The sequence below is a fragment of the Mesorhizobium robiniae genome, assembly GCF_040545535.1.
Lineage (GTDB): Bacteria > Pseudomonadota > Alphaproteobacteria > Rhizobiales > Rhizobiaceae > Mesorhizobium > Mesorhizobium robiniae.
Genome location: NZ_JBEPMC010000003.1, coordinates 93,376 through 117,751 on the forward strand (window position 1 = coordinate 93,376; position 24,376 = coordinate 117,751).

Annotated in this window: 27 protein-coding genes; 10 read left to right on the plus strand and 17 right to left on the minus strand. The window is 62.5% G+C overall.

Annotated elements, in window-relative coordinates; genetic code table 11:
• Positions 1-85: 85 nt before the first annotated feature.
• Positions 86-976, minus strand: a complete 891-nt coding sequence (locus ABID19_RS08530) for a LysR family transcriptional regulator (RefSeq protein ID WP_354489652.1) — start codon at positions 974-976, stop codon at positions 86-88.
• 96 nt (positions 977-1,072) lie between these two features.
• On the opposite strand from ABID19_RS08530, the gene ABID19_RS08535 reads away from it, so the two are divergent.
• On the plus strand, positions 1,073-2,068 hold the full coding sequence (locus tag ABID19_RS08535; protein WP_354489654.1) for an aldo/keto reductase: 996 nt from the start codon (positions 1,073-1,075) through the stop codon (positions 2,066-2,068).
• Between the two features lie 299 nt (positions 2,069-2,367).
• Here ABID19_RS08535 and pheT read toward each other — a convergent pair whose 3' ends face one another.
• From pheT to infC, 8 genes are all read right to left on the minus strand, one after another.
• Positions 2,368-4,776 (minus strand): phenylalanine--tRNA ligase subunit beta, encoded by a 2,409-nt coding sequence (pheT, locus tag ABID19_RS08540; protein WP_354489656.1) that lies wholly within the window; start codon positions 4,774-4,776, stop codon positions 2,368-2,370.
• On the minus strand, positions 4,773-5,228 hold the full coding sequence (locus tag ABID19_RS08545) for a GFA family protein (RefSeq protein ID WP_354489658.1): 456 nt from the start codon (positions 5,226-5,228) through the stop codon (positions 4,773-4,775). The genes pheT and ABID19_RS08545 overlap by 4 nt, the downstream gene beginning before the upstream one ends.
• Positions 5,225-6,322, minus strand: coding sequence for a phenylalanine--tRNA ligase subunit alpha (gene pheS, locus ABID19_RS08550; RefSeq protein WP_354489660.1), 1,098 nt, complete (start codon positions 6,320-6,322; stop codon positions 5,225-5,227). The genes ABID19_RS08545 and pheS overlap by 4 nt, the downstream gene beginning before the upstream one ends.
• Positions 6,323-6,467: 145 nt before the next feature.
• Positions 6,468-6,869, minus strand: a complete 402-nt coding sequence (gene rplT / locus ABID19_RS08555) for a 50S ribosomal protein L20 (RefSeq protein WP_006201247.1) — start codon at positions 6,867-6,869, stop codon at positions 6,468-6,470.
• Positions 6,870-6,962: 93 nt separating this feature from the next.
• Complete coding sequence (rpmI, locus tag ABID19_RS08560; protein ID WP_006201248.1) at positions 6,963-7,166, minus strand: 50S ribosomal protein L35; 204 nt, start codon at positions 7,164-7,166, stop codon at positions 6,963-6,965.
• Positions 7,167-7,342: 176 nt separating this feature from the next.
• Complete coding sequence (locus tag ABID19_RS08565) at positions 7,343-7,999, minus strand: methyltransferase family protein (protein WP_354489662.1); 657 nt, start codon at positions 7,997-7,999, stop codon at positions 7,343-7,345.
• A 147-nt stretch (positions 8,000-8,146) separates the two neighbouring features.
• Positions 8,147-8,791 (minus strand): methyltransferase family protein, encoded by a 645-nt coding sequence (locus ABID19_RS08570; RefSeq protein WP_354489664.1) that lies wholly within the window; start codon positions 8,789-8,791, stop codon positions 8,147-8,149.
• Positions 8,792-8,942: 151 nt separating this feature from the next.
• Entirely contained in the window at positions 8,943-9,479 is a 537-nt protein-coding gene (infC, locus tag ABID19_RS08575; RefSeq protein ID WP_354490646.1) for a translation initiation factor IF-3, read from the minus strand.
• 214 nt (positions 9,480-9,693) lie between these two features.
• Between infC and ABID19_RS08580 the strand changes: the two genes are divergently transcribed.
• The 4 genes from ABID19_RS08580 to ABID19_RS08595 all read left to right on the plus strand — a co-directional run bounded on the left by ABID19_RS08580 (position 9,694) and on the right by ABID19_RS08595 (position 13,067).
• Positions 9,694-10,458 (plus strand): alpha/beta hydrolase, encoded by a 765-nt coding sequence (locus ABID19_RS08580; protein ID WP_354489666.1) that lies wholly within the window; start codon positions 9,694-9,696, stop codon positions 10,456-10,458.
• Positions 10,459-10,462: 4 nt separating this feature from the next.
• A complete protein-coding gene (locus tag ABID19_RS08585) occupies positions 10,463-11,605 on the plus strand; it encodes a benzoate/H(+) symporter BenE family transporter (protein ID WP_354489668.1) in 1,143 nt (380 codons plus the stop codon).
• A gap of 116 nt (positions 11,606-11,721) precedes the next feature.
• On the plus strand, positions 11,722-12,210 hold the full coding sequence (locus ABID19_RS08590) for a DUF2852 domain-containing protein (protein ID WP_354489670.1): 489 nt from the start codon (positions 11,722-11,724) through the stop codon (positions 12,208-12,210).
• 98 nt (positions 12,211-12,308) lie between these two features.
• Positions 12,309-13,067 carry a M48 family metallopeptidase gene (locus tag ABID19_RS08595; RefSeq protein ID WP_354489671.1) on the plus strand — a complete coding sequence of 253 codons (759 nt, stop codon included), beginning with the start codon at positions 12,309-12,311 and terminating at the stop codon, positions 13,065-13,067.
• Positions 13,068-13,153: 86 nt separating this feature from the next.
• Here the strand turns inward: ABID19_RS08595 and ABID19_RS08600 are convergent, their stop codons facing one another.
• The 5 genes from ABID19_RS08600 to ABID19_RS08620 all read right to left on the minus strand — a co-directional run bounded on the left by ABID19_RS08600 (position 13,154) and on the right by ABID19_RS08620 (position 17,558).
• Entirely contained in the window at positions 13,154-14,491 is a 1,338-nt protein-coding gene (locus ABID19_RS08600; protein WP_354489673.1) for an LLM class flavin-dependent oxidoreductase, read from the minus strand.
• A 10-nt stretch (positions 14,492-14,501) separates the two neighbouring features.
• The gene (locus tag ABID19_RS08605; protein WP_354489675.1) at positions 14,502-15,230 is read right to left on the minus strand and encodes an ABC transporter ATP-binding protein; all 729 of its coding nucleotides are present in this window, start codon (positions 15,228-15,230) and stop codon (positions 14,502-14,504) included.
• Positions 15,227-15,913: an ABC transporter permease gene (locus tag ABID19_RS08610; protein ID WP_354489676.1), complete on the minus strand. Its 687-nt coding sequence runs from the start codon at positions 15,911-15,913 to the stop codon at positions 15,227-15,229. Before ABID19_RS08610 ends, ABID19_RS08605 begins: the two co-directional genes overlap by 4 nt.
• Before the next feature lie 208 nt (positions 15,914-16,121).
• Positions 16,122-17,105, minus strand: a complete 984-nt coding sequence (locus ABID19_RS08615; protein WP_354489678.1) for an ABC transporter substrate-binding protein — start codon at positions 17,103-17,105, stop codon at positions 16,122-16,124.
• A gap of 234 nt (positions 17,106-17,339) precedes the next feature.
• Positions 17,340-17,558, minus strand: coding sequence for a hypothetical protein (locus tag ABID19_RS08620; RefSeq protein ID WP_354489680.1), 219 nt, complete (start codon positions 17,556-17,558; stop codon positions 17,340-17,342).
• A gap of 108 nt (positions 17,559-17,666) precedes the next feature.
• Between ABID19_RS08620 and ABID19_RS08625 the strand changes: the two genes are divergently transcribed.
• The 5 genes from ABID19_RS08625 (at position 17,667) to ABID19_RS08645 (ending at position 22,800) form a co-directional block, all read left to right on the plus strand.
• Positions 17,667-18,326, plus strand: a complete 660-nt coding sequence (locus tag ABID19_RS08625; RefSeq protein WP_354490647.1) for a phosphoribosylanthranilate isomerase — start codon at positions 17,667-17,669, stop codon at positions 18,324-18,326.
• A 30-nt stretch (positions 18,327-18,356) separates the two neighbouring features.
• A complete protein-coding gene (gene trpB, locus ABID19_RS08630) occupies positions 18,357-19,607 on the plus strand; it encodes a tryptophan synthase subunit beta (protein ID WP_354489681.1) in 1,251 nt (416 codons plus the stop codon).
• 2 nt (positions 19,608-19,609) lie between these two features.
• Complete coding sequence (trpA, locus tag ABID19_RS08635; protein ID WP_354489683.1) at positions 19,610-20,449, plus strand: tryptophan synthase subunit alpha; 840 nt, start codon at positions 19,610-19,612, stop codon at positions 20,447-20,449.
• A gap of 36 nt (positions 20,450-20,485) precedes the next feature.
• A complete protein-coding gene (accD, locus tag ABID19_RS08640) occupies positions 20,486-21,412 on the plus strand; it encodes an acetyl-CoA carboxylase, carboxyltransferase subunit beta (RefSeq protein ID WP_354489684.1) in 927 nt (308 codons plus the stop codon).
• A 62-nt stretch (positions 21,413-21,474) separates the two neighbouring features.
• A complete protein-coding gene (locus ABID19_RS08645; RefSeq protein WP_352926771.1) occupies positions 21,475-22,800 on the plus strand; it encodes a bifunctional folylpolyglutamate synthase/dihydrofolate synthase in 1,326 nt (441 codons plus the stop codon).
• Between the two features lie 125 nt (positions 22,801-22,925).
• Here ABID19_RS08645 and ABID19_RS08650 read toward each other — a convergent pair whose 3' ends face one another.
• From ABID19_RS08650 to ABID19_RS08660, 3 genes are all read right to left on the minus strand, one after another.
• Positions 22,926-23,432, minus strand: coding sequence for an RES family NAD+ phosphorylase (locus ABID19_RS08650; RefSeq protein WP_354489687.1), 507 nt, complete (start codon positions 23,430-23,432; stop codon positions 22,926-22,928).
• Positions 23,433-23,440: 8 nt separating this feature from the next.
• A complete protein-coding gene (locus tag ABID19_RS08655; RefSeq protein ID WP_354489689.1) occupies positions 23,441-23,791 on the minus strand; it encodes an MbcA/ParS/Xre antitoxin family protein in 351 nt (116 codons plus the stop codon).
• 128 nt (positions 23,792-23,919) lie between these two features.
• The gene (locus ABID19_RS08660; protein ID WP_354489691.1) at positions 23,920-24,201 is read right to left on the minus strand and encodes a cupin domain-containing protein; all 282 of its coding nucleotides are present in this window, start codon (positions 24,199-24,201) and stop codon (positions 23,920-23,922) included.
• Positions 24,202-24,376 lie beyond the last annotated feature (175 nt).

Consider the following 24,376-nt stretch of genomic DNA (forward strand, 5'->3'; position numbering starts at 1 on the left):
CGGTGAAGTGCGGCCCCCCGCAGCTTGGGTTCCTCGCCCCGCAAAGCGGGGGCGAGGAACCCAGGTCCTGCAAGGCTCTCGGCCTTCATCCGGTTATCTTGAAGAAATCGACAAAGGCCCTGAGCGCCGGCCGCATCTGGCGGCGGCTCGGATAGTAGACGAAGAAGCCGTCGAAGGGCGGGCACCAGTCCTCCAGCACGCGAATGAGTTTGCCGGCGGCGATGGCATCGCGAACATAATCCTCGAACACGAAGGCAAGGCCGGCGCCGTCGACCGCCGCATTGGCGATCAGATGGTCCTCGTCGAGGATCAGCGGCCCTTGAACCGCGAGCTCGATCTCCTCACCGTCCTTCTCGAATTCCCAGCGGTAGAGGATACCGCTGGAGAAGCGGAAGCGGAGGCAACGGTGACCGGCAAGGTCGTGCGGATGGCGCGGTCTGGGCATGGTCGCGAAATAGGATGGCGCGCCGACGACGGCGCCGCGAAGGTTTGGCCCGATGCGCACCGCGATCATGTCGCGCTGCAGGCTCTCGCCGAGCCGGACGCCGGCGTCGAAGCCGCCTTCGACCACATCGGTGAAGCGATCTTCGATGACGATCTCCAGCACGATGTCGGGATAGGCCGATGCAAAGGCGCCGAGCCGCGGCGTCAGCGCCAGGTGGGCTGCGGTGCGCGGCACGGTCAGCCTGAGATTGCCGGCCGGCCGGTCGCGCGCCTCGACCGCCGATTCCAAAGCGAGGTCGATTTCGGACAATGCCGGCCTCAACCGTTCGAGCAGCTGCGCGCCTTCCTCGGTCGGGGCGACGCTGCGCGTGCTGCGCGCCAGGAGCCGCACGCCAAGACGCGCTTCCAGGCTGGATACGGCATGGCTGACCGCTGAGGGCGCGATGCCGAGCTCCCTGGCAGCGCCGCGAAAGCTTCCGCACTGGGCGACGGTTGCCAACACTACAAGCTGTGAGAGGTGAGTTCGGTTCATTGATCTATTGTTTAGAACAGCCCGTGCGAATGAGAGCCGATTATCGAACGCGGTGCAAGACGCTATCTCCGCCGCATCACAACAAGGAGATACGCGATGCAAACCCGCAAGCTTGGAAATGAACTTGACGTCTATCCGGTCGGCCTCGGCTGCATGGGAATGAGCTTCGTCTATGGCGGCCAGGCAGAGGCCGACGCGATGGCCACGCTGCGCCGCGCCGTCGAGCTCGGTGTCAATTTCTTCGACACGGCCGAGGTCTACGGCCCCTACGAGAACGAGATCCTGCTCGGCAAGGCGTTGAAGCCGGTGCGCGACCAGGTGACGATCGCGACAAAATTCGGCTTCAAAATTCTTGAAGAAGGCAATGGCGTCGAGCGCATGGCCGGTGTCGACAGCCGTCCCGAACACGTCAAGGCGGTCGCTGAGGCGTCATTGAAGCGGCTGGGCACCGAGGTGATCGATCTCTACTACCAGCATCGTGTCGATCCCAATGTGCCGATCGAGGATACGGTCGGCGCCATGGCCGAGCTGGTGCGCGAAGGCAAGGTGCGCGCGCTCGGTCTGTCGGAGGCGAGTGCGGCAACCATTCGCCGGGCGCATGCAGTGCATCCGATATCAGCCGTGCAGAGCGAATATTCGCTGTGGAGCCGCGACCCGGAAGAAGAGGTCTTTGCCGTCTGCCGCGAACTCGGCATCGGCTTTGTTCCCTACAGCCCGCTCGGCCGCGGCCTGCTGACCGGCACGATCGCCAAGCCCGAAGCCCTCGACGCCGACGACTGGCGCCTCACCCTGCCGCGCTTCCAGGCCGACGCCATGGCCGCCAATGCGGCTATTATCGCCACGCTGGAGACGATGGCTGCTGAGAAAGGCGTGACGCCGGCGCAGCTGGCGCTCGCCTGGGTGCTGCACCAGGGCGACTTCATCGTGCCGATCCCCGGCGCGCGAAAAATCCGCCATTTGGAGCAGAACGCCGCGGCGGCACAGATTGCGCTGAGCCAAGCCGAGGTGGCGGCCATCGGCGACGCGCTGTCGCCGGAAAAGGTTGTTGGCAAGCGCTACACCGAAGCGGCGCTGGCGCTGGTCAATGGGTGAGCGGTGATTGACCGAAAAAAGGGGCGCTTCGGCGCCCCTTTTTGTGCAGGAGGTAGAGAGACGTTGGCGCGAGGCACCCCCCTCTGTCCTGCCGGACATCTCCCCCTCAAGGGGGGAGATCGGCTCTCCTTCACTTTCGATCATAAAAAGTCCTGCAACTGAGCACGACTGTGGAGTTGCTAATCTCCCCCCTTGAGGGGGAGATGTCCGGCAGGACAGAGGGGGGTGCCTCGCGCCAACGTCTGCGGAGAATACTGGGCTCATCGCAGCACAACAGTGATCGCCGGGCATCCGCAAGCTCAGCCGCGCAGTACGCCGCCGGTCTGCTTGTGCACATTCTCGACGATCCGCTTTGCCAGCGCCTCGAAATCCTCGTCGGTCAGCGTTTTTTCGATCGGCTGGATAGACACTTCGATGGCGATCGACTTCTTGGCAGCGCCCAGCGACGCCCCTTCGAACACGTCGAAGACCGAGACGTTGGCGATCAGCTTCTTGTCGGCGGCAAGGGCGGCACGGGTCAGCGTACCGGCTTCGACCGCCTTGTCGACGACGAAAGCGAAATCGCGTTTGACCGCCTGAAAGGCGGACAGTTCGAGCTTCGGTTTTGTCAGCGTCGGCCTGGCCTTCGGTTCGGGCACGGCGTCGACGAAGACCTCGAAGCCGCAGAGCGGCCCGGAAACATCCAAACCCTCCAAGGTCTTCGGGTGGAATTCACCGAAGGTGCCGAGAACGACTTTCGGCCCGAGCTTGATCGTGCCGGAACGGCCGGGGTGATACCAGGCCGGGCCGCCGGCCTCGATCTGCAGCCGCTCGACCGGCGCACCGCAGGCTTCTAGTGCTGCGATCGCGTCGGCCTTGGCATCGAACACGCCGACAGCGCCGGCATTGCCGGCCCAATGACGGCCGGAGCCGTCGAGCTTGGCCGTGCCGCGCCGCACCCCGGCGGCGACGCGACGCTGCTGGTCGGCCGCATCGCCCTGATAGGTACCCGACACTTCGAACAGCGCGACATCGCCGATGCCCTTGTCGGCATTGCGCTGCGCGGCGGCAATGAGGCCGGGCAACAGCGAGGGCCGCATGTCCGACATATCGGCGGCGATCGGATTGGCGAGCTTCAATGCGGCCTGGCCACCGCCGAACAGCTCGGCATGTTTTGCCGGGATGAACGACCAGGTGACGGCCTCCATCATGCCGCGTACCGCCAGCGCCCGTTTGGCAGCGCGGGTGCGGACCTGCAGCACAGTCAGGATCTTGGCGTTGACGGCATCATGGGCGCCGAGCGGCTGCGGGGCGATGTTGTCGACGCCATGGATGCGCATGACTTCCTCGACCAGATCGGCCTTGCCGTCGACATCCGGCCGCCAGGACGGCACAGCGACATCGACGACATCACCCGCGCCCTCCGGCTTGAAGCCGAGGCGGGCGAGGATGCCGAGGCTCTCGTCCCTCGGCACCTCGATGCCGGTCAGCCGCCTCACTTCCGACAGCGGGAAGGAAACGATCTTCTCGAGATGGCCGGCATAGCCGACGACTTCGGTTTCGCTCGGCGTGCCGCCGCAGAAATCAAGCACCAGCTTGGTCGCCAGCTCTATCCCCGGGACCATGAATTCGGGGTCGACGCCGCGCTCGAACCGGTAGCGCGCATCGCTGATGATGCCGAGGGTCCGGCCGGTGCGGGCCGTGGTGATCGGATCCCAAAGCGCCGATTCGATCAACACGTCTGACGTGTTCTCGTCGCAGCCGGAATGCTCGCCGCCCATGATGCCGGCGATGGATTCGACGCCGTCCTCGTCGGCGATGACGCACATTTCGGGCGTCAGCGTGTATTCGCGGCCGTCGAGCGCCAGCACCTTTTCGCCGTCGCGCGCCCGGCGCACGGTAAGGTTGCCGGCGACCTTGTTCGCGTCGAACACATGCAGTGGCCGGCCGCGGTCGAAGGTGACGTAATTGGTGATGTCGACCAGTGCGCTGATCGGCCTCAGACCAATGGCGATCAGCCGCTGCTGCAGCCATTTCGGCGACGGGCCGTTCTTGACGCCGCGCACCAGGCGCAGCGCGAAGCCGGGGCAGAGCTCCGGCGCCTCGATCGTCACCTTCACCGGGCACATGCCGCTGCCGGCATGCGGCATGATGGCGCCGCCGACGAGGCGGCCGAGCCCACTCGCCGCCAGATCGCGGGCGATGCCGTAGACGCTGGTTGCGTCCGGCCGGTTCGGCGTCAAATTGATCTCGATCAGCGGGTCGTCGAGATGGGCGTAGGCGGCATAGCTGGTGCCGACCGGCGCATCTTCCGGCAGGTCGATGATGCCGTCATGCTCGTCGGAAAGTTCAAGCTCGCGCTCGGAGCACATCATGCCGTGACTTTCGACGCCGCGGATCTTGCCGACGGTCAGCATCACGTCGATGCCGGGAACATAGGTGCCGGGTGCTGCAAAGGCGCCGATCAGGCCCGCGCGGGCGTTCGGCGCTCCACACACAACCTGCACAGGGGGCTTGCCGTCGCCGGTATCGACGGTCAGCACGCGCAGCCGGTCGGCGTCGGGATGCTGCACCGCCGTCAGCACTTTTGCGATGACGAAGGGTTTTAGGCTCGATTTGTCGTCGACATGCTCGACTTCGAGGCCGATCGAGGTCAGCCGCTCGACGATCTCGGCCAGCGAGGCGTCGGTCTCGAGGTGATCCTTGAGCCAGGAGAGGGTGAATTTCATGACTGTGTTCCGTCTGGTCTTTGCCCATCAGGCCTTTGCAAGTTGGCTGGTCTGGGCACGCTGGTATTCAAATGGCGCGGCAGCGCGTCGGGCATGTGCAGGAAGGGAAGCTGCTCGCGCACATGGGCGTGGTGCGTCGGCTTGAAATAGGCCGGCCTATCCATGGCGCCGAGCATGAAATAGATGTGGTCGGCCAGCTGCTCGTCGACATAGGCGATCGGCGAGCCGCAGACGCCGCAAAAGGAGCGCGTCACCGAGCCGTTCTCGAACATCTTCAGCGCCTTGCCGGTGAAGGCGACCTGATCGGTCATAAAGCCGACAAAGGCCGACACCGGCGCGCCGCTGGCCCGCCGGCAATCGCCGCAATGGCAATAGCTGACATGGTGCGGTTCGGCCGAAGCCTCGAACCGCACGGCGCCGCAGCGGCAGCCGCCGGTGTGGGCCGCTGTCATGCGCTCAAGCCTGCGAATAGCGTCGGCATGTCGAGCGGCCGGAAGCCGTAATGCGACAGCCAGCGCACATCGGCGTCGAAGAAGGCGCGCAGGTCCGGCATGCCGTATTTCAGCATGGCGATGCGGTCGATGCCCATGCCCCAGGCAAAGCCCTGATACTCGTCGGGATCGAGCCCGCCATATCTGAGCACATTGGGGTGGACCATGCCGCAGCCGAGGATCTCCATCCAATCGGAGCCTTCGCCGAAGCGCACCTCGCCCGGCCGCGAGCGGTCGCACTGGATGTCGACCTCCATGCTGGGTTCGGTGAACGGGAAGAAAGACGGCCGGAAGCGCATCTTGACCTGTGGCACCTCGAAGAACGCCTTGCAGAACTCCTCCAGCACCCATTTCATGTTGGCGACATTGGCTGTCTTGTCGATCACCAGCCCCTCGACCTGATGGAACATCGGCGAATGGGTGGCATCGGAATCCTGCCGGTAGGTCTTTCCGGGAATGACGATGCGGATCGGCGGCTTCTGCACCTCCATGGTGCGGATCTGCACCGGCGAGGTGTGGGTGCGCAAAAGCTTGCGCTCGCCCTTCTCATCCGGCTGGAAGAAGAAGGTGTCGTGCATCTCGCGCGCCGGATGTCCTTCCGGGAAGTTCAGCGCGGTGAAATTGTAGTAATCGGTCTCGATATCGGGACCTTCGGCGATGGCGAAACCGAGATCGCCGAAGATCGCGGCGATTTCGTCGCTGACCTGGCTGATCGGATGGATGCGGCCGCGCTCGGCTGGTGATTGCCGCACCGGCAGCGTCACGTCGACCTTTTCCGCCGCGAGCCGTGACGCGATCGCCACATCCTTCAGCTCGGCGCGTCGCGCGGTAAGCGCCTCGGTGATGCGGTTCTTGAGGCCGTTGATAGCCGGGCCCTTTACCTGGCGCTCTTCTGCGCTCATCGAGCCGAGCGTCTTCAGCATTTCTGAGACCGAGCCCTTCTTGCCGAGCGCTGAAACACGCACGGCTTCGATCGCAGCCTCGTCGGTGGCCGACGCGATGTCGGCAAGCAGCGAGCCTTCAAGAACTTCAAGATTTCCAGCGGTGGCGTTCACGGCGAAACTCTCTTGATCGGGCAACCGGCACCATTTTGGTGCCATGTCGCCATTTTGGTTGCATTAGGAGCAAAGAAAACCCGCGCCAGCCGTGCCAGCGCGGGTTCCCCAAAATTAGAATTGCGAATGCTTGGGAAGCGCTGGCTTAGGCGACAGCGCTTTCAAAAGCGTTCGGCGTGGTGTTCTTGAGGTATTCGAGCGCAACCTTGGCCTTGGCCACAAGTGCGGCAAACGCCTGCGGCTCATGGATGGCCATGTCCGACAGGATCTTGCGGTCGATCTCGATGCCGGCCTTGTTGAGACCGTCGATGAAACGGCCATAGGTCAGGCCATGCTCGTGGGTCGCGGCATTGATGCGCTGGATCCACAGGGCGCGGAACGAGCGCTTGCGGTTCTTGCGGTCGCGGTAGGCATACTGCAGCGACTTTTCCACCGCCTGCTTGGCGATGCGGATGGTGTTCTTGCGACGGCCGTAGAAACCCTTGGCGGCTTTCAGGACCTTTTTGTGCTTGGCGTGCGAGGTGACGCCTCTTTTTACGCGTGCCATGTCATGATCTCCTTAAAAGCAATTCCAGGAAAAGTGCCTAGCGGTTTTCCGTTCGGAATTGCGTAAAACAAATGCGTGTCCAGACCGAATGCCTTAGAGGCCGTTCGGCAGAAAATTCTTGATGACCTTCTTGCCATCCGGTTCAGCCAGAACCATCGTGCCGCGGGCATTTCGAATGAACTTGTTGGAACGCTTGATCATGCCGTGACGCTTGCCGGCCGCAGCCGACAGGACTTTACCCGTACCTGTGATCTTGAACCGCTTCTTGGCGGCCGATTTGGTCTTCATCTTGGGCATTTTGCTACTCCGTTTATGTGCGCATCATCGCGCTTTTTGTTCGCTTCAGGCCGACCAAAGCCCGAAAAGCAAATGAAACCGCCACGGCATGCCCTGCCGGGCGGTTTTTGGGAACGGCGGTCCTATACGTCAAAGCGGGCCTGTGCGCAACACCCAGTGCTTAGCAACACCGGTGCTTATGGGAAACGGAACAGCACCGGCAGTATGCCAGATTGCTGGGCGCCGTCGATCGATTCAAAAAACGGCAGGGCGAGAAGGAATACCAGTCCGTCCAGCAGCGTCGTCCGCAGCAGGCGCGGCTTGAAACTGCCGGTGTCGCCTTCCTGATACAGTGAAAGCTTCGGGAAGAAGCGCGGCACCCGCGCCATATAGGCCTGGAATGGAGCACCAAGTGCCTGCTTCAGGAACTTTTCTTCGCGCAGGATGACAACATGAAAGGCGGCGGCGCAAATCACCGCGAAGCCGATCGTCGCGGTAATCGAGCCCATTTGGGCGCCGACGCCGGCGGCAGCCAGCGAGGAGAAGACATAGAGCGGATTGCGGGTGATCGAATAGGGTCCGCCGGTCACCACCTCGGCGGATTTGCGTCCGCCGATATACAGCGTCGACCACAGGCGCCCGGCAATGCCGAGAAAGATCAGCAGGACGCCGACCATTTCGATCGTTTCATGCGGCACGCTTTCGGGAGGAAAAGCAGACTGGCCGAACAGCAGCGCCGCGAGCATGACGACCACCAGCGCAGCAAGCACCATCCTGCGCGCGTGCTGATAGCTGCCCAGCGTATGGCTGACCTGCAGTTGCTCGGCCCGGGCCGATTTGACTTGGTTGAGCATGTCAGGAATCCGATCATCGAGGAACTTTGCCGGCGATCGCAGCGTCTTGCCAAGAAAACAGGCACCCCGCCGATCGCCGGGACGCCTTGCAGGATAATTCAGGCGGATTTAATGCATGTCGCCTGTTTTGTCCGCCCATCCGCCAGCTCAGTACAGCCAGAAGAGGACGGGAATTACACCGCTTTCCTGTCCGGACTCGATGAGTTCGAAAAACGGTATGGAAGCCAGGAACACCAAACCGTCGCGCAGCGTGTGATTGAAGACGCGCGGTGTGAAGGTGACCTTAGCCTGATCGCGAAAAAGCCGGGGATTGGGGAAAAACCGCGGTACCCGTGCGAGGTAGTCCTTGTACGGCGCCCCGAGCACGGTCGTCAAATGCCGTTCCTCGCGCAGCGTGACGATGTAGAACGCGGCCGCGCACAAAACCGCCGACGCCACCGAGACGATCACGCTGCCGGTCTGGGCGCCGATGCCGGCGGCCGCTACGGTAGAGAAAAAATACAAGGGGTTGCGCATCACCGAATATGGGCCGGTAGCAACCACTTCGGCCGACTTGCGATCGCCGATATAGAGGATCGACCAGAGCCGGCCGCCGATCCCGATCAGTATCAGCGCGACGCCGTACTGCCCCTCTATGCGTTCGTGGCCAAGCTCATCGTGCGCGGAGCCGCCGAAGATCAGCAAAGCGCAAAAAACGCCAACCAGCAGCGCCAGCAGGATGCGCCGGCGCCGCTGATAGCGGCCCATTTCGTCGAACGACTTTTCGATCGGAGAGCGTGCTGCAGCGGCCATGGAACAATCCTTTGCCGCGAGGACCGGCAACCAGGTTCCTTGTCGATGCAACTTGCGGAGAAATCATGGGCAACTTGCGGAGAAATCATGGCGAAGACAAAAACAAAAACAAAAGGCCGCCGAAGCGGCCTTTGCTTTGACGGGATCGCTTTTAGCGGGGTGCCAGCACCATCATCATCTGGCGGCCTTCGAGCTTCGGTTCGGCTTCGACCTTGGCGATCAGCGCCACTTCCTCGCGAACCTTGTTCAGAAGCTGCATGCCGAGTTCCATATGCGCCATCTCGCGGCCGCGAAAGCGCAATGTCAGCTTGACCTTGTCACCTTCCTCGAAAAACCGCCGGACGGCTTTCATCTTGGTCTCGTAGTCATGACTGTCGATGTTCGGGCGCATCTTGATCTCCTTGATCTCGATGACCTTCTGGTTCTTGCGCGCCTCGGCCGCCTTCTTCTGGTTGGCGTATTTCAGCTTGCCGAGATCGAGGATTTTTACGACGGGCGGCACTGCGTTGGGGGATATCTCGACCAGATCGAGCCCAGCCTCTTCGGCGAGCAGCAATGCGTCGTTGATGGAGACATCGCCGTGGTTCTGGCCTTCGGCGTCGATAAGCTGGACCCGGGGAACCCGGATGTCACGGTTGGAGCGCGGGCCCTCCTTGGTGGGCGCCGTTGCTTTGAAAGGTCTGCGAATGGTCGTGGTCTCCTTGAGCCGTTTCGTTCAGGGTTTTTCAGTTCGAGATTGTGAACGCGCCAATGTGGTGAGCGCGCGGCCGGAGTCAATAGCACAGCGTTCACAGGAAATCACCTGTTCCCTGACTGCAGCCCCTGCACCAAACGAAGAAAGTTGCCGAGCACTTTTCGTCGAACCGCCAGCTGTGGCAAAAGACCTGCGCAAGGAGTTAGCCATGGCCGCACCGGTTTTTCTCGATGTCGACGGAACCAGCATCGCCGCCAGGCGCACTGCGGGTGCAGCACCTGGCATTGTCTGGCTCGGCGGCTACAAGTCCGACATGCTGGGCACCAAGGCCGAGACGCTGTCGGAATGGGCGAGCGGGCAAGGCCGTGCTTTCCTGCGCCATGACTATTCCGGCCATGGCGAATCGGGTGGCGCCTTTGCCGACGGCACCATCTCGAAATGGCTTTCGCAAAGCCTCGCCGTCTTCCGTCACTTCACGCAAGGCAGGCAAATCCTGGTCGGCTCCTCGATGGGCGCATGGATCGCACTGCGCATGGTCCAGGAATTACAAAAGGCAGGCGAGAACCGCATCGCCGGTCTGGTGCTTCTGGCGCCGGCGCCGGATTTCACGGCAGAGCTGGTCGAGCCGGCGCTGACCAAAGCGCAGAAGCGCGATCTTGCCAAAAAGGGCTTCTTCGAGGAGCCGTCGGACTATTCGGCCGAGCCTTACATCTACACCCGTGCGCTAATCGAGGACGGCCGCAACAACCTGACAATGAACGGGCCGATCGACACCCATTGCCCCGTCCATATATTGCAAGGGCTGGCCGATGCGGACGTGCCGTCGAGCCATGCGCTGAAACTGGTCGGCCTGCTGCCGGCCGACGACGTCACGCTGTCGCTGATCCCCGACGGCGACCACCGCCTGTCGCGGCCGCAGGATCTCGACATGCTGGTGCGAGCGGTCGACGCCATGGTGCGGCAGGCAGGCTAGAGACATGCGCATTTCCATTCCGGTATCCGCCTTCGTCGCGGCAATCGTCGGCTTCGGCGGCACGCTGGCCATCCTCATCGCCGCCGCCAAGGCAGTGGGCGCGACACAGGTCGAAACCGCAAGCTGGGTGACGGCGATCTGCCTGGCCATGGCGATCGAGAGCCTATGGCTGTCATGGCGCACCAGGATGCCGGTCATCACCGCCTGGTCGACGCCGGGCGCCGCGCTGATCGCAGCATCGAGCGGCTTTTCGATGGGAGAGGCCGTCGGCGCCTTCATCGTCACCGGGATTTTGCTGATTGCCACCGGCCTGTTCAGGCCTTTGACCAAGCTGATCGCCAGGATACCAGCCTCTGTCGCTTCGGGGATGCTGGCCGGCATCGTTGTCACCTTCGCCATCAATGCGGTGAAGGCCATTCCGCTCGACCCGTGGCTGATCCTGCCGCTGATCGCCGCCTTCTTTGTCATTCGCTTGGTCAATCCGGCGCTCTCGGTGCTGGCGGTGCTGATCGGCGGCGGCGCTGCGGCCTTCCTCACCGGCCGGGTCGGCGGCCTGCCGACGCCGGAACTTTCGACATTGACGCTGATTGCGCCGCAGTTCACCGTCACGGCAATCATCGGCCTGGCGCTGCCGCTTTATCTGGTCACCATGGCTTCGCAGAACCTGTCCGGCCTCGCCGTGCTGAGGGCCGCGGGCTATCACCCAGACCCCGGCCCGCTTATCGGCGTCACCGGCCTGTTTTCGCTGCTCTCGGCGCCGTTCGGGGCATCGACCACCAATCTGGCGGCGATCTCGGCGGCGATCTGCACCGGCCCCGACGTGCATCCCGACCCGGGCGAACGCTGGAAGACCGGGCCCTTCTACGCGGTTGCCTATTTCGTGTTCGCCATTTTCGGCGCCTCGCTGGTGGCGATCTTCGCCGTGCTGCCGCAGAGCCTGATCGTGCTGGTTGCCGGACTGGCGCTGATGGCGCCGCTTGCCAACGCGCTGTCGATCGCCTTGCAGGAAGACGGCGAGCGCATGGCCGCAACCGTCACCTTTGCCGTCACCGCTTCCGGACTGACGCTGTTCGGCGTCGGCGCCGCGTTCTGGGGCCTGATTGCGGGCCTGGTCGTGCTTTTCCTTGAAATGCTCAAAAAGCGATAATCATTTCAGATGCTTGTCCGGTTTTGGCTGACACTGTCTTGAATCGCCGTTTTTCCCTTCCCATTTCGATTCCACGCAGCCGGGATTGGCTGTCTCCAACTGAAGGATTGGGAGAAATGAACACATCTGCATTGATCCGTCCGGCCTGGACGCCGGCGACCATCGCACTGATGGTGATCGGCTTCATGGTGTTCTGGCCGCTCGGCCTCGCCATGCTCGCCTACATCATCTGGGGTGATCGGCTTGACGGCTTCAAGCGCGACGTCAACCGCGCCACCGATGGCATCTTCGCCGGCTGCCGCCGCGGTTCCGATAAGGCTGCGCGCTGGGGCCACGGCTCCGCCCGCACCGGCAACGTCGCTTTCGACGATTGGCGCGAGAAGGAACTCGAGCGGCTCAATGAAGAGCGCCGCAAGCTCGACGAGATGCTGAGCGAGTTCGACGAATATGCCAGGGAATTGCGTCGCGCCAAGGACCAGGAAGAGTTCGACCGCTTCATGGCGAACCGCAACAAATCGACGTCGCCTACAACCGGTGGATCGACCGGTTCGACGGGGGCTGGCAAACGCGGTGGCAAATCCACGCCAGGCCTGCTGGACGAGTAAGCGCCTTGCCCCGATAAATAATCAAAAACGGCGTCGCGTCAGCGGCGCCGTTTCTTTTTTGTTCTATTCGTTTTCCTCGAATCGCGTATCGTCCGGCCATGTCATTCGGCTTCTTCCGCAACCTGACCAAACCCAGGCCCGCTCCCGTCGTGGAGCGAGAGCATTGTGTTGCCGGCCGCACGCTGCCGCTCAAGATCGTCGAGAGCGAACGGGCGCGGCGCCTGACACTGCGCATCGATTCCGGCGGCCGCGGCTTGCGCATCACCGTGCCGCCGGGCCTGCGCCGGGGCGAGGTGGAAAAATTCCTGGACCGCCATCAGGACTGGCTGGAGCAGCGCCTGGCCAAGGTGCCGAACCGGCCGCAGGTGCGGCCCGGCATCAAAATACCGGTGCGCGGCGTGCCGCACCGCATCGTTCATGAGCCTTCGAAACGCGGCACCGTCACGCTGTCGCGCGACGAACGCGGCCCGCTGATGATCGTGCATGGCGATCGCGTGCACCTGCCGCGCCGTATCGCCGATTTCCTCAAGCGCGAAGCCAAGCGCGAGATCGAGGCGCTGGTGGTCAAGCACACAGGGGCAGTCGGCAAGCGCGCCAAGGCAATCCGCTTCAAGGACACGTCGAGCCGCTGGGGATCGTGCACCTCCGACGGCAATCTGTCCTTCTCCTGGCGCATCATGATGGCGCCGTCGCCTGTCATAAATTACCTGGTCGCGCATGAGGTGGCGCATCTCAAGGAGATGAACCACGGCCCGAAATTCTGGAAATTGTGCGAGCAGCTTTGCCCTGACACCGAGCGCTGCAAGGACTGGCTCAAGCGCAATGGCGGCGCGCTGCAAGCGATCATGTTCGAGTAGATGACCAGCTAATGTCCTTCAAATTGTTCATCCAGAATCAAGGTTTGATATCTGTCCGCGGTGATGGCCGACAGGCGCCTTGCTGATCATGCCGAATGGGCGAATGGTATATCCTGCTGGATAGAATTCAGACCGAAATGTGAGCGAAGGGTCGTTCCTTCGTAATCGTCGCGGAACAATCCGCGTTTGCGCAAGATCGGCACCACCTCCGCCGCAAACAGCTCGAACTGCTTATGCACGATCGGCGGCATGACGTTGAAGCCGTCGGCCGCGCCGGAATGGAACCAGTCTTCAATAATGTCGGCAACTTGCTCCGGCGTTCCCGTCGCCGTGAAGTGCCCGCGCGCGCCAGCCAGCTTCTGTAGCAACTGGCGCAGAGTGAGTCCCTCCTTCAGCGCGACGTCGATATAGCCGGTCGCCCGGCTTCTGGACGCCTCCACCTGGGCAGGGTCGGGAAAATCAACGCGTGTCAGTGGCCGGTCAAGCGGAACACCGGAGAAGTCATGACCGCCGAATCGCGCCGCTAGGCGGGCCAGCCCGACCTGCGGGCTTGTCAGCGCGTCGAGTTCTTCCCAGACTTGCTTCGCTTCGTGGGTAGTCGATCCGATTGCGGCGCTGATGCCGGGCAGAACTACGATGTCCTGCGGGCGACGACCGAAAGTGGTCGCACGCCCTTTCACGTCCGAGTAGAACGATTGCGCGGTTTCCTTCACAAGGTGCGCGGTGAAAATGGCTTCCGCCCATCGCGCCGCAAAGGCGCGCCCGGATTCCGATTGTCCCGCCTGCACGTATACCGGCCGCCCTTGCGGGCTGCTTGGTACGTTGAGCGGTCCGTGCGTGCGGAAATGGGTGCCGCGATAGTTTGCCGGCTGTACCCGCGCTGGATCGAGATACTGTCCGGCGTCCCGGTCATCCAGAATGGCCTCCACGGGAAAGCTGCGCCATAGGGCATCGACCGCCTCCACGAATTCCTCCGCAAGCGCGTAGCGATCGCCATGGGCGACATCCTGCTCCAGACCATAGTTGGCGCCCGCCTGGGGCGCCCAGGAGGTGACTATGTTCCAACCTGCGCGTCCACCGGACAGATGGTCGAGGGACGCGAACTGGCGAGCATGCGTGAAGGGCAGGCTGTAGGTGGTGGATGCGGTGCCAATGAGGCCGATCTGGCTGGTGCGGGCGGCCAGAGCTGAAAGAAGCGTGATCGGCTCGAGAGCGCCCGACGCTACCAAACCACCATTATTGGGCGCAACCAGAACGTCGGCGAGGAATATGGCGTCGAATTTCGCCGCTTCGGCGATCCGGGCGGCCTCGACATAGAGTTCCAGATCGGTAAGAGCGCGGCGCGTTGAATCCGGATGGCGCCAGGCACCCTCGTGGTGCCCGCGTGGCATCAGGAAAAGGTTGAAATGCATTTTACGCGTCATGGAGCTTCTCTCACACCAGATTGGTTTCAACGCCGAGACTGCGCAGCAGGGTCTGTCGGAGTTCGACAAAGGTCGGGTGGCCAGTGCTTCGGGGATGCGGCAGGGCGACTTGATGGTCTTCGGCGATCCGGCCGTCTTTCAGAACAAGTATCCGATCGGACAGAAGCAGGGCCTCGTCGACATCATGCGTGACGAGGACAACCGTCGGCTTGCGCCGTTCGACCAGGCGGAACAACAGGCCATGCATGCGCATGCGGGTTAACGCATCGAGCGCACCGAACGGCTCGTCGGCGAGCAGGAGTTCCGGCTGCCGAAGCAGGGAACGCGCCAGCGCCGCCCGCTGCTTCTGGCCGCCGGACAGCGTGGCGGGCCAGACATCCGCCTTGTCGCCGAGCCCCACGGAATCCAGCATGGCGGAGGCTGCGACTTTTGCATCGGACCTTCTCAGGCCAAGCGTCAGGTTGTCGATGACGCTCATCCAGGGCAGAAGCCTTGCATCCTGAAACAGAACGGAAGTGTTCCGGGGGGTGCGGAAATCCCCTTGCGTTACCGCATCGTCATCGAGACCGGCAAGAGCGCGCAAAAGGGTCGTTTTTCCGGAGCCGGATTCGCCGAGAAGCGCCACGAACTGGCCCCTCGGAATGTCGAGCGTTATGTCATTCAGGATCGTCTTTTGTCCGAACCCCCTAGACAAGTTGCGCAAGGACACCGGCCCGAACGAGGGAGCGTGAATGGTCATGTTCCCAGAACCCGCCGATAGGCGAGCATCCGCGCTTCGATCAACCGAACGAGGGCGTCGGAGACGAGTCCAAGAATTGCGTAGATGAATATCCCGACCACGATCACGTCGGTCTGTCCCCAGTCGCGGGCGCGGTTCATCAGGTAACCGATGCCGGTCTGGGTGTTGATCAGCTCAAGAACGACCAGCGCCGTCCAGCAGAGCGTGACGGCAAGACGCAACGACACAAAGAAGCCGGGCAGAGCACCGGGAAGTGCGACCTTCCGTATGAATTCGGAGCGCGTCAGGCCAAGGGTTCGGGCCAGTTCGACATGGCCTATGTCTATGCCTCTGAGTGCCGCGTGAGTATTGATGTAGACGGGCACGAGGACAGCAGTGAAGATCAGGAATATCTTCATGGCCTCGCCGATCCCCAGCCAGATGATGACGAGAGGGACCAATGCCAGCGTCGGAACCGCGCGTTTTATCTGCACGACTCCGTCAATAAGTGCCTCGCCGCTCCGCGTCAGGCCGGAAAGAAGCGCCAGGACAACACCAACCGTGACGCCGAGGAAAAGTCCTGTATAGGCACGCCCGGCCGAAGCCAGCAGATGCGGCAGCAAGGTGCCGTCCGCCAACAGTTGATAGCCCGTCACGACCGCCGTGGAGGGTGCCGTCAGCGTATAGGGAGAAAGGATGCCCATGCGGGACGCTGCCTCCCAAACCAGGACCACGAGAGCAGGACCAAGCAACCTCGCACCCGGGGGAAGGCGAGACGGCACGAGGCGTACGCTTCCCATGGCTTCGCGGCCGACGCTTGCCGAGGGCTTGCGGACACTTGTCGGAAAGGGACGGTCCGAAATGAACTCTGTCACGGTTCCTCCTGCTTATCTTTCCGGCGCAAGGCTCGTTTCAGCGCTCGGCTGATACGATCGAATCGTAGGTGTCGACGAAAGACGTCTGCGCGTCGAAGCGCTCCTTGAGCGATCCGGCCTGATAAAGGATGTCGATCAGCTTCTGATGATGGGGAATTGCCTCCGCCGCGGTTTGCATTTCGAGCGGAGATTCGCCCGCAATGATAGCGGCGGTGTCGTCCGGAGTGATGCGCTGGAAGTCGGTATAGTAATATTTCGCCCAAGCTTGCCTGTTCGCGTTGGCCCATTTGGCCGCGCGTGCAAATGCGCCAAGGAAGCTCCCGATGGCTGCCGCCTTCCCGGGCTCGGCCAGAACTTCGGGCCGGGCGTAGAAATAGCTGGTGCTAGGCAGAATCTGACGCTCCAGGGGGTCGAGAACCGGGGAAGCGCCTACCTGTTTGACAAGACGCGTTATATGGGGCTCCGTAAGCACGGCGACATCAACCGCCCCGGATCGAATCGCATCCGGCAGATCCGCAACGCGAAGGTTCACGAGCTCGACATCTTTCAGCGAGACGCCCGCGCGGTTCAGGGCCTCGATCAGGAAGACCTGGCGTCCGGATCCTTCGACATAGCTTAGCTTTTTGCCTTTCAGCTCCGCCAACTTGTGGATGACCAGTCCCGGACGGCTGGTAAGGCGGTATTGTGCAACCTTACGCGTAAACGTGCCGACGATCGGCAGCAGCGTCCCTGCCGCTCGCGCCTGGATCGGCGGAGTGTCGCCGACATAGGCGATGTCCAGAGCGCCCGCGCGCATTGCCTCGAGAATGGCCGGGCCACCTGCAAAATTCGGAAAACTTCCCTTGAAGCCGAGTTTCGAAGCCTCGCCGCTGGCGTCGAGCAGGTTCCGCACCAATTCGCTCTGGTCGGCGACGGCAAGCGTTGTGTCCGGATCCTCGGTCAACGCCGCCCTTGCCGGGAGGCCGAAGGCAAGCCCAAGCGAGAATGTAGAGGCAAAGGAGAGAAACGTACGTCTGTCCATGAAGATGCGATCCCGGCTTACGTCATGCGGCGTTTGAGCGCTCGCCGGATTAAAGTGTATAAAAAATATAGACTTTATAAGGTATGGGATTTTGTGAATCTGGCGAGAGTGAGATTTCTGTTCCGGGGAGAAGGCCTCCGAGCAGGATCGCCCACTGTCTCTCGGTCAAGCTCGACGACCGGAGCGCATCAAGGTTTGCATTGCCGCCCGGATGTCACCGCATTCGCCTGCCGCTCAATCGTCGTTCGCGGCGTTGAGTTCTTCCGGCCGCATCCCCTCTTCGCCATGGCGCGGCCAAGGCAAAAAACTCCTCTCGAATTCATCGTTGCTGAAATAGGCGAGCGCGCGGTGTGCCTCGGCGCCGTTGAAGGCGGCCTTGTCCATTAAATGCGCAATGACCTCGCGGGCCTGCGCGATCTTTTGCCTGAGCTCTGCAACTGTCTTGTCCGTCATGGTTTGCTCCCGCCTTTCATCCATCCATTGAAACTAGGGCTATTCCCAACGCCGGCAAACAGGATGCTTTTTCTCGACTCTTTTGCCGTTTCGTGCCAATCCCGCGCGATGGCGCTCGACATCAAGATATGCGGATTGAAGACCGACAAGGCGTTGGCCGCGGCATTAGCCGGCGGCGCCAGCCATGTCGGCTTCATTTTCTTTGCCAAAAGCCCGCGCTATGTCGAGCCTACGGAAGCTGGCCGGTTGCGTGAAGCAGCGACCGGCAAGGCCAGGGCGGTCGCCGTGACGGTCGACGCCAGCGATGCGTTTCTGGACGAAATTGTCGAAAAGATGCAGCCCGACATGCTACAGCTGCATGGTTCGGAAACGCCAGAGCGGGTGGCCGGACTCAAGGCCCGCTATGGCCTGCCGGTGATGAAGGCGCTGTCGGTCGGCGAGGCTGCCGATCTGGAACGGCTAAAACCCTTCATCGGCATTGCCGACCGCTTCCTGTTCGACGCCAAGCCGCCGAAGGGTTCGGAACTGCCGGGCGGCAACGGCGTTGCCTTCGACTGGCGCATTCTGGCCGGCCTTGACGCAGGCGTCGATTACATGCTTTCCGGTGGGCTCAACGCCGCCAATATCGGCGATGCCCTTCGGCTTGCAAATCCGCCCGGATTAGACATTTCCTCGGGCGTGGAAAGCGCGCCGGGCGTCAAGGATCCGGCGCTGATCGAACAGTTTTTCCGGGCCGTCAGAGCCGCGCGGAACACCCGCGCAGCTTGATCGCTCCAACTACAAGCCAGGAGATCGGCGATGAACAAGCCGGCGACACCCAATTCCTTCCGCACCGGACCCGACGAACAGGGCATGTTCGGCATCTTTGGCGGCCGCTTCGTCGCCGAGACGCTGATGCCGCTGATCCTCGACCTCGAGCGGCACTGGAACGAGGTCAAAAACGACCCGGACTTCAAGGCCGAGCTGACTGACCTTTCGACCCACTATGCCGGGCGGCCGTCGAAGCTTTATTTCGCCGAGGGCCTGACCAGGCATCTTCGTGAGGTTTCCGCCGCGAAGGGCCTGGGCGGCGGCGCGAAAGTCTATTTCAAGCGCGAGGATTTGAACCACACCGGCTCGCACAAGATCAACAACTGCCTCGGCCAGATCCTGTTGGCCAAGCGGATGGGCAAGAAGCGCATCATCGCCGAAACCGGCGCCGGCCAGCACGGCGTAGCGTCGGCCACGGTGGCGGCGCGTTTCGGCTTTCCGTGCGTCGTCTATATGGGTGCAACCGACGTCGCCCGGCAAAGCCCGAATGTTTTCCGCATGAAGCTGCTAGGCGCCGAGGTGCGGCCGGTGACCGCCGGCCACGGCACGCTGAAGGACGCCATGAACGAAGCTCTTCGCGATTGGGTGACCAATGTCGAGGATACCTATTACCTGATCGGCACTGCTGCCGGCCCACACCCCTATCCGGAGCTGGTGCGCGACTTCCAGTCGGTGATCGGCACCGAGGCGCGCGCCCAGATCCTCGAGCAGGAAGGCCGGCTGCCGGACACGATCATCGCCGCCGTCGGCGGCGGCTCGAACGCCATCGGCCTGTTCCATCCCTTCCTCGACGACAAAGAGGTCCGCATCATCGGCATCGAAGCCGGCGGCCGCGGCCTCGATGGCATCGAGCATTGCGCCTCGATGAGTGCCGGCGCTCCCGGCGTGCTGCACGGCAACCGCACCTACCTCCTGCAGAACGCCGACGGGCAGATCATGGACGGCCACTCGATCTCTGCCGGCCTCGATTATCCGGGCGTCGGACCGGAGCATTCCTGGCTGCGCGACTCCGGCCGCGTCGACTATGTGCCTGTTCTCGATGACGAGGCGCTAGAGGCGTTTCAGCTGACGACGCGGGTCGAAGGCATCATCCCGGCGCTCGAATCCGCCCACGCCATTGCGCATGCGGTGAAGATCGTGCCCGCCATGGACAAGGACCAGATCGTCATCGTCAACCTGTCCGGCCGCGGCGACAAGGACGTGCATACGGTGGCCAATATGCTGGGCATGGAGATCTGATCATGACCACCCGCATCGACCGCCGCATGGCCAAGCTCAAGAACGAAGGCCGCCCGGCGCTTGTCACCTACTTCATGAGCGGCGACCCCGACTACGACACCGCGTTGTCGATCATGAAGGCGCTGCCCAAGGCTGGCGCCGACATCATCGAAATGGGCATGCCGTTTTCCGATCCGATGGCCGACGGCCCGGCTATCCAGGCGGCCGGCCTGCGCGCGCTGAAAGGCGGCCAGACGCTGGTCAAAACGCTGAAAATGGCTTCGGAATTCCGCGCCACCGACCAGGAAACGCCGATCGTTTTGATGGGTTACTACAATCCGATCTACATCCACGGCGTCGAACGCTTCCTCAGCGACGCTCTGGCCAGCGGGATAGACGGGCTGATCGTCGTCGACCTGCCGCCGGAGATGGACGAGGAATTGTGCATTCCGGCGCTGAAGGCCGGCATCAATTTCATCCGGCTGGCGACACCGACCACCGACGACAAGCGCCTGCCCAAGGTGCTGCAGAACACTTCCGGCTTCGTCTACTATGTGTCGATGACCGGCATCACCGGTTCCGCACTTGCCGACACCGATAAGGTCGCAGCGGCGGTCAGGCGCATCAAGGGCCATACCGACCTGCCGGTGTGCGTCGGCTTTGGCGTCAAAACCGCCGAGCAGGCGCGCGTGATCGGCGCCAATGCCGATGGCGTCGTCGTCGGCACCGCGATCGTCAATGCGGTCGCCAATGTGCTGGGGCCGAAGGGCGAGAAGACCGCCGACCCGGCCGAGGCGGTCGCCACGCTGGTCAGCGGGCTTTCGCAAGGCGTGCGCGCGGCTCGCCTTGCTGCCGCCGAATAGTCTTCCTACCTCTTGGTCAGGACAGGAGCCGAAGCGATGAACTGGATCACCAACTACGTTCGCCCGAAGATCAATTCGATGCTCGGCCGGCGCACCGACATGCCTGAGAATCTCTGGATCAAGGATCCCGAGACCGGCGAGATGGTCTTCCACAAGGATCTGGAACAGAACCAGTTCGTCATCCCGTCCTCCGGCCATCACATGAAGATCTCGGCCAAGGAGCGGCTGAAATTCTTCTTCGACGACGGCAAATACGAAGCGCTCGAAAACCCCAAGGTGGTGCAGGATCCGCTGAAATTCCGCGACGAGAAGCGCTACACCGACCGGCTGAAGGACGCCAAGGCCAAGACCGGCCTGGAGGACGCGATTATCAATGCGCTGGGCACCGTCGAGGGCCTGCCGGTGGTGGTGACCGTGCAGGACTTCGCCTTCATGGGCGGCTCGCTCGGTATGGCCGCCGGGGAGGCCATCGTTCGTGGCTTCGAGGTCGCTCTGCAACGCAAGCGGCCGCTGATCCTGTTCGCCGCCTCCGGCGGCGCGCGCATGCAGGAAGGCATCCTGTCGCTCATGCAATTGCCGAGGACCACCGTCGGCGTCGATCGGCTGAAGGAAGCAGGTCTTCCCTATATCGTCGTCCTGACCAATCCGACCACAGGCGGCGTCACCGCGTCCTACGCCATGCTGGGCGACGTGCACATTGCCGAGCCCGGCGCGCTGATCGGCTTTGCCGGGCCGCGCGTCATCGAGCAGACAATCAGGGAAAAGCTGCCCGACGGCTTCCAGCGCTCGGAGTATCTGATGGAGCACGGCATGGTCGACATGGTGGTGTCGCGGCTGGAGATGCGCCAGACGATCGCGCGGCTCCTGAAAATGCTGCTCAAGCTGCCCGAAGGGCAAAAACCGCTGGAACCGGAAATCCTGCCGCCGGCGGCGATCCCGGCGGAAGCACGTCCGCAAGCCTGACGCGACATCCTTCGTCGCGAACCGCGATTGCGCGCCATCTGTGGCACGCCTAGGATTCTCCCATGACGACGCTTGCCGCCGACCGCGAAATCGAAAGCCTGATGGCGCTCCATCCGAAAGGCTTCGATCTTTCGCTCGACCGCATTTCGCGGCTGCTGGAACGGTTGGGCAATCCGCAGGACCATTTGCCGCCGGTCATCCACATTGCCGGCACCAATGGCAAAGGCTCGTGTGCCGCCTTCTCGAGGGCGCTGCTCGAAGCAGCCGGCCACCGCGTCCACGTCCACACATCGCCACATCTGGTGAACTGGCATGAGCGCTACCGGCTGGCCGCCGAAGGCGGCGGCAGGCTGGTCGAGGATCATGTCTTCGCCGACGCCATCGCCCGCGTCGCCAAGGCCAATGAAGGCGAGACGATCACCGTCTTCGAAATCCTCACCGCCGTCACCTTCCTGCTGTTTTCCGAACATCCGGCAGATGCCGTCATCATCGAGGTTGGCCTCGGCGGCCGCTTCGACGCCACCAACGTCATCACCGAGCCCGCGGTGTCGGTGATCATGCCGGTCTCGCTCGACCACGAATCCTTTCTCGGCGACCGTGTCGAACTGATCGCTGCCGAAAAGGCCGGCATCATCAAAGGCGGTTGCCCGGTGGTCATCGGCGCGCAGGAAAGCGAGACGGCGCTTCAGGTGCTTATCGAAACCGCCGAACGGCTCGACTGTCCCGCCTTCGTCTATGGCCAGGATTTCTTGGCCTTCGAGGAAAACGGCCGCATGGTCTATCAGGACGAAGACGGATTGATGGACCTGTCGCCACCGCGGCTGCCGGGGCGCCATCAGTTCGCCAATGCGGCGGCGGCGATTGCGGCGGTCAAGGCGGCGGGCTTCGAGATCAGCCATCGCGTCGCCGACAAGGCGATGGCCAACGTCGCCTGGCCGGGGCGGATGCAAAAATTGCCGCCAGGCAGGCTGACGGAACTGGCGCCGGCGGGCGCCGACATCTGGCTCGACGGCGGCCACAATCCGGGCGCCGGCGTGGTCGTCGCCGAGGCGCTGGCCGAACAGGAGGAAAAGAACCCACGGCCGCTGTTCCTGATTTCCGGCATGATCAACACCAAGGACCAGAGCGGTTATTTCCGCGCCTTCAAAGGTCTGGTGCGGCATGTCTACACGGTCCCGGTGAGCCTCAGCGAGGCTAGCGTGCCAAATGACGAACTGGCGGTCCGCGCCGTCGAGGCTGGCCTGTCGGCTGAACCGGTGAGCTCCGTTGCCAATGCGCTGATGCTGCTGCGCGACACATGGGACGGACCACCGCCGCGCATCCTGATCGGCGGTTCGCTCTATCTGGCCGGCGCGGTCCTGGCCGAAAACGGCACGCCGCCGGTTTGACCCTTGCTGGTGCCTGAACCGCAAGTTATCCGCGCAACGCGGATGTTTCGCGCGCGAGATCGACGAATTCTTCTGAGAAGCTCAGCCGTCGTGGGCGCTTTTCATCGAGGAGCCGGATTGCTGCGTCATTGTGCTTCTCTCGACAGTCTGCCTTCGTCGTCGATCAGCGCGAGCTGCGACCGGGGATCATCGCCCCATTTCCATAGAACGAGGTTGAGGTCCGTCTCGACAGAGCCGACCACAAAGCTGCGAACGAGCAAGGCTTGATAGCCTTTCGCGATCAATCGGCGTGCCAGAGCCTGCGTTCTTGCTTCTCCGCTTGCCTGCATCTGGTCCCGCCAGGTGCTGTCAACAAGAGCTGTTGCATCCAATCCTTCTTGCCTGAGCGCCTCCTCGTCCCGGCTATCGAAGACCCTTTCGATTTCGGCGTCATACGAGACGAGCGTCGTCGGCTGGAGATTGCCAACCTGGTTGGCCTCGCGCAGAGCGGTCATGACGGTCAGCGACGTATAGAGTGCCGGCATGCTTTTCGGGTTGAAACGCCCGCCGAACAGTGCGGCGCCGCGTCCTGAGAGCGGTTCACGTGCGTAGATCGGGTTGATCGCCCGAAACAGTTTGCCGCGATAGTGCATCAGCTCTGTCAGGCGTGAACGCCGGCATCGATCGCATCGACATATTCAAGCACTTCAGCGGCCCGCCCGCCGCGCACAAGCTGCATGGCTGTCTGTCCCGAAAAGCCGGGCAGAGGCTCTGACCGGTACCAGGCATACGCCATCAGCGCGGAGCCAAAGCGCGGTTCGACCTTGTTGATGATTTCAACCATCTCGCGCAGGCGGCGCTGCGTCTTGTCGGAACGGATGCGTTCCTTGCGCTGGACGGCGTCGCGACCGAGCCCGGCAGTTCGGGCCACTTCCTCGCTGGTGGTGCGCAGCGCCTCAGCGATTTTGCGTGGGGCAAAGAACCCCCCATCCGCATACTGGAGCAGAGCCATTTCAGCCTTCCTTTGAACCACGCATATTCTGACGCAATATAGCGTCGATGCGAGTGGCATTCAAGGCGGACTCTTCCCGAAACACGGTCCCGCCTCAACCGGAGATGCTGCGAGGGTCCGCTCCCGGTCTACTTCAGCTCGATCTCGATGAAGGCGTATTCGCTTTCATTGGCGCTGATGACGTCGTGCTCGACGCCTTCCTTGCGGAAATAGGGCGCTCCCTGTTTCATCTCGGCAAAGGATTCGCCATCCTTCGTCAAGAGCTTCAGCTTGCCGTCCATCAGCGGCACGATGACATAGTCATGGCCATGGCGGTGCCAGCCGGTGTTGTCGCCGGGCTGGAAACGGTATTCGGTGACGATGACGCGTTCATTGTCGATGAAGACGGTGGCCTTGGCGGATCCGGTCATGGGGTTCTCCTGTCTTTCCTAGAGCGGTTCAGCTTTGATAGAAACGCTGACCCGCTCTAAGTGTTTGTTTTTACGCAATTCCGAACGGAAAACCGCTACGCACTTTTCCTGGAATTGCTCTAAGCAGAAGACATGGAGGCATCGCGCGCGAGGGCCAGCGGCGTTGAGCGATGAC